Source organism: Mesorhizobium loti CJ3sym, assembly GCF_000472785.1.
Lineage (GTDB): Bacteria > Pseudomonadota > Alphaproteobacteria > Rhizobiales > Rhizobiaceae > Mesorhizobium > Mesorhizobium loti_E.
In genome coordinates, this window is record NZ_AXAL01000013.1 from 189460 (window position 1) to 204488 (window position 15029).

A 15029-nucleotide genomic window follows, 5' to 3' on the forward strand; every position below is an offset into this window, starting at 1 on the left:
TTTCCTAATCTGGTATTACCAATTTTGCGTCGGCGTCAAGCCCTTTCTTGGCAGCCGGACCTGATCGTCCCTGCGGAATTCAAGCTTTATCTGCCTGTTTTCCAATGGTTTTCCTACTCAGTGATACGCACGGGCGTTGCACAGCACCCCACGCCAAGGCTAATATCGGTAGTCGGCATGCAAATCTGGTCGAACCAGATAGGCCCTACTCGACAACCGCCCTTGAATCGACGCCGCCTCCTTCATCGATCGATTCCGCGACCGCCGCGCGCACCAATGCGCCTGCCGCCCATTGCGCGACGGACCTCGTCCTGCGGCTGTCCAGCCCCCAGATATCCTTGAGCACGACCAGCACCTCGACACCGAAAATCAGCGACAGCGCCTGCGCCAGCCGCTTGAAGTCACGCGGCGGCAGCTGGCCCTTGAGCGGCGCGATCGCCTGCTGCAGCAAGTCGACGCGATGACCGCGCGTGAAGGCTGGCTCGCCGTCCAGCGTGCCGGCCTGGCGCCTCGCCCACTGATCGAGCGATAGTTTAAGCGCCGCCTTGAACGTCGCCTCAAAGGCCTCGATGCGCGGCATCGCCGTGTCGAACAGTTCAGCGACCCTGCGCTCGGCATCGCCGGAGGTCGATTGCCAGGTCAGGATCGGACCGAGCCCCTCGTCAACCACGGCATGCACCAGCGCCGCCTGGCTCGGGAAATAGCGATAGGCTGTGGCGCGGGAAACCTCGGCCGCCTCGGCAACTTCACTGACCGACGGCGTCACGCCCGCCTGCATCAGCCTTGTCGCCGTCTCCAGCATCAACCGTTTCGTGCGCGCTCGAGGTCCACGCTCGGCTCTCTCACCGGTGTCGTCGTTCGTGGCGGCTTGTTGACGTGAGATATCCATATCAATATGATACGCGCGTCTCAAACATTTGCAATGGCTGGGAAACGCCCATGAAGCGCATCTATGTCGTGGGCACTGCCGATACGAAGGGCGAGGAACTCGCCTTCCTGGCCGATGCCGTCGCCGCCACGGGCGCTGCCGTTTCTCGCGTCGATGTCGGAACACGCGATGCAACCGTTCCTGTCGACATCAGCGCGAAGCAGGTGGCCAGCCATCACCCGGACGGCAACACAGCCGTTCTCGGCGGCGATGACCGTGGCGCCGCGGTTGCCGCCATGGGCGTCGCCTTCACCCGCTTCGTCCAGTCGCGCAACGACATATCAGGCGTGATCGGCATTGGCGGCGGCGGCGGCACATCGATCATCACATCGGGCATGCGCGCGCTGCCGCTCGGCCTGCCGAAAATCATGGTCTCGACGCTCGCCTCCGGCGACACCGCCCCTTATGTCGATGTCTCCGACATCATCATGATGCCATCGGTGACCGACATGGCCGGCTTGAACCGGCTTTCGCGCGTTGTCCTGCACAATGCCGCCCAGGCCATAGCGGGCATGGCAGCAAGCCCGGCGCCGCTGCCCGACGGCAAGCCATCGATCGGCCTCACCATGTTCGGCGTCACCACGCCTTGCGTGACGGCCATCGCCGACCAGTTACGCAACATCTATGACTGCATGGTCTTCCACGCCACCGGCGCCGGTGGCCGCAGCATGGAGAAGCTGGCCGACAGCGGCCTGCTGTCAGGTGTCATCGACATCACCACGACCGAGGTCTGCGACCTCTTGTTCGGCGGCGTGCTGCCGGCCACGCAGGATCGTTTCGGCGCGATTGCCCGCACGGGCCTGCCTTATGTCGGCTCGGTCGGCGCGCTCGACATGGTCAATTTCTGGGCGCCCTCGACCATTCCGGAACGCTATCGCGGCCGGCTGTTCTACGAGCACAATCCAAACGTCACGCTGATGCGCACAACCGCGGACGAATGCCGCCAGATCGGCGAATGGATCGGCGGCAGGCTCGCCCTTTGCGAGGGGCCTGTGCATTTTCTCATTCCGGAAAAGGGTGTCTCGGCGCTCGACATCGAGGGCGGCGCCTTCTTCGATCCGCAGGCCGATGCCATCCTGTTCGAAGCCATCGAGCGCACGATCAAGCCGAAGGCAACGCGCCGCGTGACGCGCCTGCCGCTGCACATCAACGATCCCGAATTCGCCCAGGCGGCAACCGCCGCCTTCCTCGACATCGCCAGACACTGAGAGACCTGACATGCCAGCCATACCGCGCAAGGACATATTGAAGAAATTCCGGGGGATGATCGACAAGGGTGTGCCGATCGTCGGCGGCGGCGCCGGCACCGGCCTGTCAGCCAAGGCCGAGGAAGCCGGCGGCATCGACCTCATCATCATCTACAATTCCGGCCGCTACCGCATGGCTGGGCGCGGCTCGGCCGCCGGCCTGCTCGCCTATGGCAATGCCAACGAGATCGTCAAGGAAATGGCCTATGAGGTGCTGCCGGTGGTCAGACACACGCCAGTCCTGGCCGGCGTCAACGGCACCGACCCCTTCGTCATCATGCCGCTGCTGCTGGCCGAGCTGAAGACTATCGGCTTTTCCGGCGTGCAGAACTTTCCGACCATCGGCCTGTTCGACGGCAATATGCGGCAGAGCTTCGAGGAAACCGGCATGGGCTTCGGGCTCGAGGTCGACATGATCGCCGAAGCGCACAAGCTCGACCTGTTGACCACGCCTTACGTCTTCAATCCCGACGAGGCCCGCGCCATGACGAAAGCCGGCGCCGATATCGTCGTAGCCCATATGGGCGTGACCACCGGCGGCTCGATCGGCGCCACCTCGGCCAAGTCGCTCGACGACTGCGTGGTCGAGATCGACGCCATCGCCAATGCCGCGCGTTCGGTGCGCAAGGATGTCATCCTGCTTTGTCATGGCGGGCCGATCTCGATGCCGGACGACGCCCGCTACATCCTCGATCGCTGCAAGGGTCTGCACGGCTTTTATGGCGCGAGCTCGATGGAGCGGCTGCCGGCGGAAGCCGCGATCGCCAGGCAGACCGCCGATTTCAAGGCCGTCACGCTGAATGACCAGAAGAAAAAGAAGGGATGAGGAAATGACCGACAGGAGCAAGGTGTTTGTCTACCCGAAGGACGTCAGCGCGTTCGGCTTCGACTGGGGGAAACTGTCGCTGACAGTGGCGCCGGAAGTGAACGGCGCTGAGCGCTTTTCCGGCGGCGTCGTCGATCTGCCCTCCGGCAAGGGCCACACACGCCACAACCATCCGGGTGCCGAGGAAATCATCTTCGTCATCTCCGGCCATGGCGAGCAGATGGTCGAGGATGAGCAAGGCAATCCGGTGGTCGAGAAGGTCGGCCCCGGCTGCACCATCTATGTGCCGGAAAGCCGATTTCATTCGACGCTGAATACCGGTGATGGCCCGATGCAGCTGTTTGTCGTCTATTCGCCTGCCGGACCGGAATTGGGCTTGCGGGAGTTGCCGGATTTCAGGCTGATTCCGGCTGGGCAGTAATCCTCCCGCTCGTTCCGAGTCTGCGGCGAGGCCCCCTCATCCGGCCGCTTCGCGGCCACCTTCTCCCCGAGGGGAGAAGAGACGGGCGCCAGCGCCGGCAGGCTCCTCTCCCCTCGGGGAGAGGTCGGATTGGCCCGAATTGCTCTTCGCAATTCGGATGGCAATCCGGGTGAGGGGGAGTGCCGTTCGCGCTAAACCACCCCACCCCTATTCCACCCCCTGCCCCGATCACCGAACATCACATAACCAGCATCCGTCACCGCCAGCGTATCCTCCAGCTTGATGAACCCTCGTGTCGGGTGAAGCATGGTCGTCTCGACCGACAGCACCATGTTTTTCTCCAGCGGCTTGGTCGCATAGGTGCCCTCATAGGTTACCGGATGGTTGGTCATCAGGAACGGCGCTTCATGCGTGATCAGGCCCATGCCGTGGGCGAAGAAATCCGTATAGGGCGCGACCTTGGACGCCTTCAGCACGCCCTCGGCATGCGAAATCATATCGCCGCCGATGGTGCCTGCCCTCACCTTCGAGAATGCCGCCTGCTGCACCGTCTCGACTTCTGCCAACAGATCTTCCAGCTCGGCATCCGGTTCGCCCAGAATGCCCATGCGGCAGAGATCGCCGATATAGCCGTGATAATTGCCACCGGAATCGATCGACATCACCTCGCCCTTCTTCCACGCTTGCGGCGAGGCGGCGCGGTTGTGGCTGGCGCCCAGCGTCAGCAGGCAATATTCGAAATGCGCGCCGCGATTGGTCTCCTCGCGCCTGATCTGCTCGATCATCTCGGCCTTGGTCGTGCCTTCGCGCGCCCATTGGATGGTGGCCAGCATGGAATCGGTGATCAGCTCGGAGGCGGTGCGCAGCTTCTCTAGCTCCGCATCGGTCTTGATCGCCCGCATGCTCTCCAGCATCGTTGTCGCATCGATCAGCTTGGCGTCCGGCAGCGCCTTGCGGATCAGCGTGTAGGCATCCGACGGCAGGAAGCCTGGCTCGATGCCGATGCGCGCACCCGCCTTGCCGATCTTCTGCAAATGCTCGACGGCAAGGTTGGCGGCATCCAGCGTGCCCCAGCAGGCAGCATGCAGCGTCGGCGTCCAGAACGGATGGTTCTGGTGCTCGCCGCCTTCCATGCGGTTGCCGATATAAGCCGCGTGATCCGGCCCACCCTTCTCATAGACGACGATGGGCAAATAACGGCTGTGGCCAATCGCATCCATGGCGGCGAAGAAGATGAATTTATAGCCACCCAGCAGATATTGCGTGTTGTGCTTGGACGTCGCCAGCAGCACATCGATGCCGGCCTCCTCCATCAACCGGTCGACCCTCGCCTGGTCAAACGGAATAGTGCTGACGGCACTCTTGCCTGGAGCAATGTTCATCTCTCTCTCCCTGAATTGCCTGGGATCGCCGGCTGTTGCGCCGCGATCCCTTGGTTGTCGATCAAATCTGCACCATTTTGCGCACTCTGGTCTAGCCAGAAATCCGCTATGAGCGCGGCCCAGCGGTCACCAAGTCGTCATTCGTCATCCGCTCGCCAAATCTGGTCCTACCAGATAGACTGAGTGGGTCGATTACTCTAAACTGGTCCAGCGGACGAAAATTTCAAAGCCAAGCGAGGATGCGCCAATTCCGTCTCTGGCGAAACCCTCGGCAAGGCTCATAATCGCCGCCGCAAGGATGCCGGTACCGGCATCCGAGGGGTGTTGTCGCGCCGATCGGGTCGCGGAGAGGACGGAGTTCGATCATGTCAGGTTTCACGATTTCCAGACGCAAGATGCTTGCCGGTTCGGCGATGCTGCTCGCCTCCACCGCCATGCAGATATCAGGCTGGGCGCAGACGCCGAAGAAGGGCGGCCGGCTGGTGCTTGCCGCCGATTCCGAACCGCGCAACCTCAACCCGGCGATCGTCGCGTCCAACGGCGTCTTCTTCATTTCCAGCAAGATCGTCGAAACGCTGGCTGAAGCCTCCTTCGACGGCAAGGACGGGCTTGCGCCACGCCTGGCGCTCTCCTGGGAAGGTGCCCCCGATGGGCTCTCGGTAACCTTCAAACTGCGCGACGGCGTCAAATGGCATGACGGCAAGCCGTTCACCTCCGCCGACGTCGCCTTCTCGGCGCTGCAGATCTGGAAGCCGCTGCAAAACCTCGGCCGCACCGTTTTCAAGGATCTGGCTGCCGTCGAGACCCCGGACGATCTCACCGCCATCTTCAAATTCGCCAAGCCAACGCCGTTCCAGCTGATCCGCAACGCGCTGCCGGCGCTGTCGAGCGTCGTGCCGAAGCATATCTACGAGGTCGGCAAGATCGAGGACAACCCGGCCAACAATGCACCGATCGGCACCGGACCGTTCAAGTTCGGCGAGTACAAGGCCGGCCAATATTATCGGCTGACGAAGAACACCGATTACTGGGGCAAGGACGAGCCGTACCTCGACGAGATCATCTACCAGGTTCTGCCCGACCGCACGTCGGCCGCGAGCGCGCTGGAAGCGGAAGAAATCCAGCTTGCCGCCTTCTCCGCCGTGCCGCTGGCCGACCTCGACCGCATCTCAAAGGTGCCGGGCCTGAAGGTGATCAGCAAAGGTTATGAAGGGCTGACCTATCAGCTCGTCGTCGAGATCAACCATCGCCGCAAGGAACTGGCCGATGTGAAAGTGCGGCAGGCGATCGCGCATGCCATCGACAAGGATTTCGTCGTCAAGACCGTGTTCCTCGGCTATGCCGCCACCGCCACCGGCCCGGTGCCGAAGAACGATCCGCAATTCTACACCGCAGACGTGCCGACCTACCCATTCGACGTCGCCAAGGCCAACGCCTTGCTCGACGAGGCCGGCTACAAGAAAGGCCCGGACGGCAAGCGCTTTACGCTGAAACTTTTGCCAGCCCCCTATTTCAACGAGACCAAGCAGTTCGGCGACTATCTGCGCCAGGCGCTGGCGGCAATAGGCATCGACGCAGAGCTGGTCAACAACGACTCGGCCGCGCACATCAAGGCGGTCTACACCGACCACGCCTTCGACCTTGCCGTCGGCCCACCGGTGTTCCGCGGCGACCCGGCGATCTCCACCACCATCCTGGTGCAGAGTGGCATTCCCGACGGCGTGCCGTTCTCCAACCAGGGCGGCTACAAGAACGATGCTCTCGACGCGCTGATCGCCAGGGCCTCCGAGACACTCGACACATCGGCACGCACCGACCTCTACAAGGAGTTCCAGAAGGAGGTGGCCGCCGACCTGCCACTGATCAACGTCGCCGAATGGAGCTTCATCAGCGTTGCGCGTGATACGGTTGGGAATATCGCCAACAACCCGCGCTGGGCGGTGTCGAACTGGGCGGACACGTATCTGGCGGGGTAGTGTACTCTCAAGGCTTGCACATCGTGTAGTCGGGTGCTCAGCTTCCACGGTGAGAATTCCTTCGCGCCCCCCTCTGTCCTACCGGACATCTCCCCCACAAGGGGGGAGATTGGCAGTTTTTGCGCCTCGCTCAATCCTGCAGCTTCGGAAATTGGCGAAGACAGAGACAACGGCCGATCTCCCCCCTTGTGGGGGAGATGTCCGGCAGGACAGAGAGGGGCGCCGTAGAACTCGACGCATATGGCTTAGTCCGAGTGCGGCTTCGCCATGACCCGCGCCCTCACCCTCATACGCCGTCGCCTCGTCGGCAGCGTCTTCGTGCTGCTGATCGTCATCACAGGCACCTTCCTCCTACTCGAAGCCGCCCCAGGCGATGCCGTCGATGCCTACATCGTCTCGACCGGCGGCGATGCCGGCATGATCGAATTGCTGCGTCATCGCTGGGGTCTCGACCAGTCGGAACTAACGCGGCTGGCCAACTATCTCTGGGCGCTGCTGCATCTCGATCTCGGCCAGTCAGTGACCTTCTCCAGGCCGATCCGCGACGTGATCCTCGAACGCCTGCCCAACACGCTGCTGCTGATGGTCAGCGCCACCGCGCTGTCCTTTGGGCTGGGCTCGGCGCTCGGCATCTATGCTGGCGCCAGGCCGGGCAGCTTTCGCGACCGCTTCCTGTCGATCGGCTCGCTGGCGCTCTATGCCGTGCCGGGTTTCTGGCTCGGCCTGGTGTTGATCGTTGTCTTTGCCGTCGACCTGCGCTGGCTGCCGATCGGCGGCATCGAGAGCTTGGCCTCGGACAAGACCGGGCTTGCCCGCGCCGCCGACATCGCCGTCCACCTTGTCCTGCCGGTTTCGGCTCTCGGCTTCATCTACCTCGCACTCTATCTGCGCATGATGCGCGCTGGCATGGCTGAAGCCTGGCGCCAGGATTTTGTCCTGGCCGCCCGGGCCAGGGGGCTTTCGCGCCGCCGCATCGTTCTCGCCCATGTTGCCCGCAACGCGCTCTTGCCGCTTATCACCATGCTTGGCCTGCAATCGGCGCAGATGCTCGGCGGCAGCGTCGTCGTCGAGAGCGTCTTTTCCGTGCCCGGCCTCGGCCGGCTGGCGCAGGAAGCCGTGGCTTCGCGCGACACGCCGCTGCTGCTCGGCATCATCCTGGTCAGCGCTGTCCTGGTCATAGTCATCAACCTGCTCGTCGACATCGCCTATGCCTTCCTCGACCCGCGCGTCGGCGCCAGCGAGGCCGGCGCATGAACCCGCTGCGTCGCTTTCTGCGAACGCCCGAGGCGGTCGCCGGCGTTGTCCTGCTGGGCGCACTGATTGCGATGGCGCTCATCGCGCCGCTGCTGTTTCCCGGCGACCCGCAAGCGATTGCCGGGCCCGCGCTGCTGCCACCGTTCAATGATTGGTCGCTGCCGCTCGGCACCGACCGGCTCGGCCGCGATGTGCTGGCCGAGCTTTTCCATGGCGCCCGCACCTCGCTGGCTGTCGGTCTTGCGGCGGCGGCGGCCGCGCTTGCCATCGGCTCTGTGGTCGGCACGCTGGCCGGCTTCGCCGGCGGCCTCGTCGACGAGGTGCTGATGCGCATCACCGATGCCTTCCAGACCGTGCCGAGCTTCCTGCTGGCACTGGCCTTCGTCAGCGTCGTCGGGCCATCGCTTGGCGTTGTCGTTGCGGCAATAGCGCTCGGCACCTGGACCGGACCGGCACGTATCGCCCGCGCCGAAGTCCTCTCCATTCGCGAACGCGACTATGTCGCCAGCGCCCGAGCCATCGGCATGCATCCGCTCGAAATCGCCTTTCGCGAGGTGCTGCCCAATGCCTTGCCCCCAGTGCTGGCAATGTCCTCGGTGATCGTCGCCGCCGCCATCCTCACCGAAGCGGCACTCTCCTTCCTCGGCCTCGGCGACCCCAACCGGGTCACCTGGGGCGGCATGATCGCGGAAGGCCGCGCCGTGTTGCGTACTGCCCCATTCCTGTCGATCGTACCGGGCATAGCGCTGGTGCTGACAGTGCTCGGCGTCTATCTGACCGGTGAAGGCATTGTCGAGACGACGGCGGTCAGGAGAGGCCTGTCGTGACCGTGCTGGCGTCGATCCGCGACCTGACGGTGACCTACCGCCGCGATGGCAGTGAGGTGGCGGCGCTGAAGGGGATCAGCCTAGACATTATGGTTGGCGACTGCCTGGCTATCATCGGGGAGAGTGGATCAGGCAAGAGCACTCTGGCTTTGGCGATTGCGGGACTGTTGCCGGCGTCAGCTAGGATCAAAGGCAGCGTTGCGTGGTCTTGGCTATCCTCCGGTGCCGAGGCACCCCCCTCTGTCCTGCCGGACATCTCCCCCGCAAGGGGGGAGATTGCTCCTTCATCTGCGCTTTCGCCAATCACCTACATTGCCGAAGGGGAGCCGTCGGAGAAGCAGCCGATCTCCCCCCTTGCGGGGGAGATGTCCGGCAGGACAGAGGGGGGTGTGACGGAACGCCAGCCTTTCAAATCCGAGCCCAGCAAAATCCCCCTCGGCGGCCGTGACATCGGCTTCATCTTCCAGGACCCATCCGCCAGCCTCGACCCCGTCATGCCCATCGGCAAACAAATCGCCGAAGTCGCCCGCACCCATCTCGGCCTCAGCTGGCCGCAGGCATACGCCAAGGCCAAAACCCTCCTCGAACGCGTCCGCCTGCCCGACCCGGACTCAGCCCTGCACGCCTTCCCGCATCAGCTCTCCGGCGGTCAGAAGCAACGCGCGGTAATCGCCGCCGCAATCGCCGCCGGCCCGAAATTGCTGATCGCCGACGAGGCAACCAGCGCGCTCGACACCATCGTGCAGGCCGAGATCGTCGCCTTGATCCGGCGGCTGGTGACCGAGGATGGTATGACGCTGCTGTTCATCAGCCACGACATCGCCCTGGCGGCCGAGCTTGCCGAGCGCATTGCCGTCTTCCGCCACGGCCAGTTGGTCGAGCTTGGCACGACCGCGCAGATTGTCGGCGCTCCGACCCAGGCCTACACACGCGCGCTGCTCGACGCCCATATCGGCCTCGACGCCGAACCACTGCTGAACCAGGCCGGGCTCCACGCATGAGTTTGCTCATGGTGTCCAACCTTACCAGGCGCTATCGTCGCGGCGGCAAGACCATCAACGCCGTCGACGACGTCTCATTCACCATCGAGCCCGGCGAAACGCTGGCACTGGCCGGTCCTTCCGGCAGCGGCAAGTCGACGATCGCGCGGCTGGTGCTCCGCCTGATCGAACCGGATGCCGGCGGCATCGAATTCGAGGGCAATGATTTCCTGGCTTTGGGTAGCGCCGCGCTAAGAGCACAGCGCGCGCGCCTGCAAATGGTGTTCCAGGATCCGCTTGCTGCTTTCAACCCACGCGCCACGGTGGCGCGCGTGCTCGACGATCCCTTGCGCATCCATGGCATCGCCTCCCGCGCCGAGCGCCCGCGCCGCGTAGCCGCATTGCTGGAACGCGTCGGGCTGTCGGCAGATCTCGCGCCCCGCGCCATCCACGAAATCTCCGGCGGCCAGCGGCAGCGCGTCGCCATCGCTCGCGCCATCGCCACGAAACCCTCGCTGATCGTGCTCGATGAGGCGGTGTCGGCTCTCGACGTCTCGGTGCGCGGACAGATTCTCGAGCTTTTGCTCGATCTGCAACGCCAAGAACGGATCGCCTATCTCTTCATTTCACATGATCTCGGCGTTGTGCGCGCCGTCGCCCACCGCGTTATCCTTCTCGACGCCGGACGGATTGCCGAGAGCGGCGACGCCCGTGACGTCATCGACGCGCCGCAATCGGCCATCGGCAAGGCACTGGTGGCGGCAGCACCCCGATTGAACAGAACCAGATCGCTTGGCCGGCCGTAACCGTGCCTCGAAAGCTGCGGCTTAGAGCAGTTCACCGTTTCACGGAAACGGCGAGCTGCTCTAACTCTTTGTTTTGACGCAATTCCTGACGGAAAACCGCTGGACACTTTTCCTGGAATTGCTCTAACCGCCGACCATCAGCTTGACGACCTCGTCATGGTTGGTTTCCGAAATCTTGCGCTCGCCAGCCTGGACGCCGCGCCGCAGCACAACGATGCGGTCCGAGACCGCAAAGATGTCCTGCAGATTGTGCGAGATGAATATCACGCCGCGCCCCTGCGCCTTGAGCTGATGGATCAGCGAAATCACCTTGCGTTGCTCCGGCACGCCAAGAGCGGCGGTCGGCTCGTCCATGATCAGGATCTGCGCATCCCAGTAGACGGCGCGGCCGATGGCGACGGCCTGGCGCTGGCCGCCGGAGAAATTGCTGACCGGGGCTTCGAGCCGGCTCACATGGAAGTCGAGCCGCCCCATCGTCGCCTTGGCCGCCTCGGCCATGGCCTTGCGGTCGAGCACCGGCAGGAAGCCGAACGCCTTGCGCATCGGTTCGCGGCCAAGGAAGATGTTGGCGCCGATCGACAGATTGTCGGCGAGCGCGAGGTCCTGGTAGATCGTCTCGATGCCCTTTTCGCGCGCCTCCTGCGGCGTCGCGAAAGTCACTGGTTGGCCCCGAAGCAGGATTTCGCCGCCAGTCGGCTGGAACACACCCGATATCGCCTTGATCAGCGTCGTCTTGCCGGCGCCATTGTCGCCGGCCAGCGCCACCACCTCACCCGGTCGCACGGCCATGGAGAAGTCGTTGAGCGCACGCACCGCGCCGAAGTGTTTCGACAGATTGCGGACTTCCAGCAGGGGCGTGGTCTGGTTGCTGCTATTCATCCTGACGGGCTCCACTGAACCGGCGCTGCGCCTGGTCGATAAGGACTGAGATGATGATGACGACGCCGACGGCGATGAACTGCCAGAACGGCTCGACATTGACGAAGACCAGCCCGTACTGGATGACCGCGATCACCAGAGCGCCGGCGACGGTGCCGAAGATGGTGCCGGAGCCGCCGAACAGGCTGGCGCCGCCGATCACCACGGCCGCGACGCTGTCGAGCAGCAAGGGCTCGCCGGCCTGCGCCGCTCCCGCGGTGAAGCGTGCGGCGTAGAGCGCCCCACCAAGGCCGGCGCACATCGCCGACAGCACATAGAGCCGCAATATGTGGCCCCTGATGTCGATGCCGGCGCGCCGAGCCGCCTGCACATTGGCACCGATGGCATAATTGTGCTGGCCGAACCGGGTCTGGCTAAGCAGATAGTGCATCACGATGACGAAGACCGCGGTGATCAACACCAGATAGGGCACGCCATAGAACTTGCCGTTGCCGAGCAGCGCGAACCAGGAATTCTGCACCGGCACGGTCGTGCCACCGGCAAGCAGGAAGGCAGCGCCGCGCGCGACGCCGAACATGCCGAGCGTGCCTATGAAGGGCGGTACCTTGAGCCGCGAGATCAGCAGGCCATTGATGACGCCGGGCACGCCGGCAACGATCACCGAGGCGAGGATGCCCACCAGCATCGCCAGCGGCAAGGGAATGGCAGCACCGGCCATGTTGGTGGCGTGCGCGGCGATGACAGCGGCGAGGCCCATGATGAAGCCGAGCGAGAGATCAATGCCGCCGGAGATGATGACGAAGGTCTGGCCGGTCGCCAGCAGCAGCGGCGCCACGGCGAAGATGGCGATGGACTGCAGGTTGAATGGGTTGAGCATGAAGGTGGCGCCGAAGGCGAGCCGCGACCAGACCTCGAAACAGATGATCAGGCCGGCGAGGAACAGCCAGGCGCGCCCTTCGGCGATGCGGGCGATTAGGCTCCTGGCCGGGTCGCCGTGATCGGCTTGCGGGGCGACATGCTTGTCGGCCGGCTGGGCTGGTGATGTCGAGGTCATGGAAACTCCGCAGCGCGGCTGCCATCAAAAAGGTCCCGCCTCCGGCGAGAACCCGGCGCAGGCTCCTCCCGGCGAGCCGGGAGGAGCCAAGCTCGTCCGGACTTACTCGGAGTAGAGATACTTCGAGATGTTCGGGTCCGCGATGTTGGACTTGTTCATGATCGTGAAGCCGGTGCCGATGGTGACCGGGATCGAATGACCGGTCAGATGGGCATAGGCCGAGACGACGCCGTAATAGCCGATCTCGGCGGGATGCTGGGCGATCGCCACGTCGACAAGGCCGGTGTTGATGTTGTCAACGATGCTGGTCGGTGCATCGAAGGCGACAACCTTGACGGTGCCGGTCTGTCCGGCCTGCTTGACGCCGTTGGCGGCGCCCAGTGCCGAGAACAGATTAGCGCCGAACACGCCGACCAGGTCGGGGTTGCGGGCAAATACCGCCTGCAACTGCGAGGCAGCCTTGTTGGCGTCGTCGTCATTGAACTGGGTCTCCAGCACGGTGATGCCAGTATGCTTGGCCATCTCCTTCTTGAAACCCTCTTCGCGCTGGTCGGTGGTCGAAATGCCGGGCTTGACGTTCGACACATAGACCTTGCCCTTGTCGCCAATGGCGGTGGCCAGCGCGCGTGCGGCGATCTCGCCGCCGAGCACATTGTCCGAGGCGATGTAAGCCAGCGGGAAATCGGCATCGCCCGCACCGGTCTGGTAGACGCCGCTGCCGATGAAAGTATCGACGGTGATGACCGGAATGCCGGCGTCATTGGCCTTGCGCAGCGGCTCGACCAGCTGAACCTTGTCGGTCGGCGCGATCAGGATCGCGTCAGGCTTCTTGGCGATGACCGCGTCGAGCACCGGCACCTGGGTGACCGGGTTGAAGTCCGGCGCACCCTGGAAAACCAGGGTCACGCCAAGCGCGTCGGCCGCCGCCTGGGCGCCCTTGCGCATGGTGATGTAGAAGCCGTCGGTAGTCAGGCCCGGAATGAGCGCAATGGTGTATTTCTTGTCCTGCGCCTGTGCGGGTGCGATCAGCACGGTCGCGCTGACAGCGAGCGCCGCGAGCGCGGCAACAATCTTCTTCATGACATCCTCCTCATTGTTGGCAGATCTGCCGTTGCAAGTGACATTGGAATGGCCGCCATCCGTTCGGATGCCGACGGCCGGGAACGCCTGTTTGCCTTTCGCGGGCAGCTCCTCCCAAGCGCCCTCCAGTAGATATGTCAGCCGGTCAGCCGACCGGCACATCTGGCCTCAGCCCCGTTCCTCCGCCTCCGCGAGGTCCGGCAAACTGTGCCCCACGCCTCGCCTTGCCGGCGGGCGTTTGAACTTGTAACACTTTGCAGAAATAAATTGCAACTCGGTTTTTCCGAGCTGACAGCACCGGGTTTTTCACACCGTACAACATGCGACTGCTCCTCGGAGCCCCGCTCGACTATTGCCCGGGGCCTTCGGCGACACAACTGGTTTCGTGGCTACGCCCTGGGCTCACCCGAGCACCGATCGCGGCAGCATTGCTGTCGCTACGCGAGCGCCGCTAGGATGGCCTGCGCCGTCTTCGTATCCGTCACCAGCGTGTTGATCAGCCCGGCGCGAACGGCACCGATGATTGCCGTCGCCTTCTCGGGCGACGCGGCAAGGCCGATCACCAGCGGCACGGCGCGCAGTTGCGTCGGCGACATGGCGATCATCCGGCTCTCCCCTTCCCAGGCGATCAGCGTGCCTTCGGCGTCGAAATAATGGCGCAGCACATCGCCGGCAGCATGAACCAGCGCCTGCTCGCTCGGCGTGGCGGCACTTGCCTCGGGTGCATTGATGGCATGCGGCAGGCCGATGCCGACGATCGCGACATCGGTCTTCTCCCACAAGGCAACAGCGTCGCGGATGACGGTGTCGCGCAGGAAGACCTCGCGCAATTCGGTAGACGGCAGATAAGGCGCATGGATGAAATGCGGCGTGCCGCCGAACTCCTCGGCGGCGAGCCGCACGAACTCGTTGACCTGAAAATGCGCCGCATGCTGCTGCATGCCGCCGGTGGCGGCCACGGTCAGCACGCCGGGAATACGCGGCAGGCCGGCGCGGATCACTTCGCGTACGGCGCGCCCCCAGCCGATGGCGACGACGGAGCCAGCCATCAGTTGCGCCTGTCTCAGCAGCCCGCCAAGCGGTGCCGCGAGCGCCGCCAGCGTGCCTGCCGCCGGCGTCTCGACCACCGCGGCATCCCGCAATTTCAACCCGTCGACCAGCTGCCTGGTGATGTCCTCCGGCGTCGCCAGGTCGAGAACCTCGATCCGCACGATGCCTTCCGCCCGGGCCCGCTGCAGCAGGCGCGAAATCGTCGCGGTGGAGACGCCAAGCTGTCGGGCTATGTCGACCTGCGACATCTCCTCCACGTAATGCAGCTTGGCGACCGTGTGCAGCATCGTCCGCGATGCGGTGGCATCCTGGATAGAGG

At 64.0% G+C, this 15029-nt stretch carries 14 protein-coding genes; 8 read left to right on the plus strand and 6 right to left on the minus strand.

The genetic code is table 11. The features are described 5' to 3' along the window. Window positions 1-205: 205 nt before the first annotated feature. On the minus strand, window positions 206-889 hold the full coding sequence (locus A3A9_RS0119670) for a TetR/AcrR family transcriptional regulator (RefSeq protein WP_027060300.1): 684 nt from the start codon (window positions 887-889) through the stop codon (window positions 206-208). Window positions 890-939: 50 nt separating this feature from the next. Here A3A9_RS0119670 and A3A9_RS0119675 point away from each other — a divergent pair, with 50 nt between their 5' ends. The 3 genes from A3A9_RS0119675 to A3A9_RS0119685 are packed head-to-tail and all read left to right on the plus strand — an operon-like array spanning window position 940 to window position 3422. Then, a complete protein-coding gene (locus A3A9_RS0119675; protein WP_027060301.1) occupies window positions 940-2136 on the plus strand; it encodes a Tm-1-like ATP-binding domain-containing protein in 1197 nt (398 codons plus the stop codon). Window positions 2137-2146: 10 nt separating this feature from the next. Next, complete coding sequence (locus A3A9_RS0119680; protein WP_027060302.1) at window positions 2147-3001, plus strand: phosphoenolpyruvate hydrolase family protein; 855 nt, start codon at window positions 2147-2149, stop codon at window positions 2999-3001. A gap of 4 nt (window positions 3002-3005) precedes the next feature. Continuing rightward, entirely contained in the window at window positions 3006-3422 is a 417-nt protein-coding gene (locus tag A3A9_RS0119685; protein ID WP_027060303.1) for a cupin domain-containing protein, read from the plus strand. A gap of 191 nt (window positions 3423-3613) precedes the next feature. Here A3A9_RS0119685 and A3A9_RS0119690 read toward each other — a convergent pair whose 3' ends face one another. Further along, window positions 3614-4804 (minus strand): M24 family metallopeptidase, encoded by a 1191-nt coding sequence (locus A3A9_RS0119690; RefSeq protein WP_027060304.1) that lies wholly within the window; start codon window positions 4802-4804, stop codon window positions 3614-3616. Window positions 4805-5169: 365 nt separating this feature from the next. Here A3A9_RS0119690 and A3A9_RS0119695 point away from each other — a divergent pair, with 365 nt between their 5' ends. The 5 genes from A3A9_RS0119695 (at window position 5170) to A3A9_RS0119715 (ending at window position 10647) form a co-directional block, all read left to right on the plus strand. Further along, on the plus strand, window positions 5170-6780 hold the full coding sequence (locus A3A9_RS0119695; RefSeq protein ID WP_027060305.1) for an ABC transporter substrate-binding protein: 1611 nt from the start codon (window positions 5170-5172) through the stop codon (window positions 6778-6780). Between the two features lie 267 nt (window positions 6781-7047). Beyond that, the gene (locus tag A3A9_RS0119700) at window positions 7048-8034 is read left to right on the plus strand and encodes an ABC transporter permease (protein ID WP_027060306.1); all 987 of its coding nucleotides are present in this window, start codon (window positions 7048-7050) and stop codon (window positions 8032-8034) included. Continuing rightward, window positions 8031-8861 (plus strand): ABC transporter permease, encoded by an 831-nt coding sequence (locus tag A3A9_RS0119705; RefSeq protein ID WP_027060307.1) that lies wholly within the window; start codon window positions 8031-8033, stop codon window positions 8859-8861. Before A3A9_RS0119700 ends, A3A9_RS0119705 begins: the two co-directional genes overlap by 4 nt. Beyond that, the gene (locus A3A9_RS0119710) at window positions 8858-9862 is read left to right on the plus strand and encodes an ABC transporter ATP-binding protein (protein ID WP_027060308.1); all 1005 of its coding nucleotides are present in this window, start codon (window positions 8858-8860) and stop codon (window positions 9860-9862) included. The genes A3A9_RS0119705 and A3A9_RS0119710 overlap by 4 nt, the downstream gene beginning before the upstream one ends. Further along, complete coding sequence (locus tag A3A9_RS0119715; protein ID WP_027060309.1) at window positions 9859-10647, plus strand: ATP-binding cassette domain-containing protein; 789 nt, start codon at window positions 9859-9861, stop codon at window positions 10645-10647. The genes A3A9_RS0119710 and A3A9_RS0119715 overlap by 4 nt, the downstream gene beginning before the upstream one ends. 123 nt (window positions 10648-10770) lie before the next feature. Here A3A9_RS0119715 and A3A9_RS0119720 read toward each other — a convergent pair whose 3' ends face one another. From A3A9_RS0119720 to A3A9_RS0119735, 4 genes are all read right to left on the minus strand, one after another. Next, entirely contained in the window at window positions 10771-11526 is a 756-nt protein-coding gene (locus tag A3A9_RS0119720; protein WP_027043364.1) for an ATP-binding cassette domain-containing protein, read from the minus strand. Next, a complete protein-coding gene (locus tag A3A9_RS0119725) occupies window positions 11519-12580 on the minus strand; it encodes an ABC transporter permease subunit (protein WP_027060310.1) in 1062 nt (353 codons plus the stop codon). The genes A3A9_RS0119720 and A3A9_RS0119725 overlap by 8 nt, the downstream gene beginning before the upstream one ends. Window positions 12581-12682: 102 nt before the next feature. Then, window positions 12683-13660 (minus strand): ABC transporter substrate-binding protein, encoded by a 978-nt coding sequence (locus A3A9_RS0119730; RefSeq protein WP_027060311.1) that lies wholly within the window; start codon window positions 13658-13660, stop codon window positions 12683-12685. 437 nt (window positions 13661-14097) lie between these two features. Beyond that, window positions 14098-14997: a sugar-binding transcriptional regulator gene (locus A3A9_RS0119735; RefSeq protein WP_027060312.1), complete on the minus strand. Its 900-nt coding sequence runs from the start codon at window positions 14995-14997 to the stop codon at window positions 14098-14100. Between the last annotated feature and the right edge of the window lie 32 nt (window positions 14998-15029).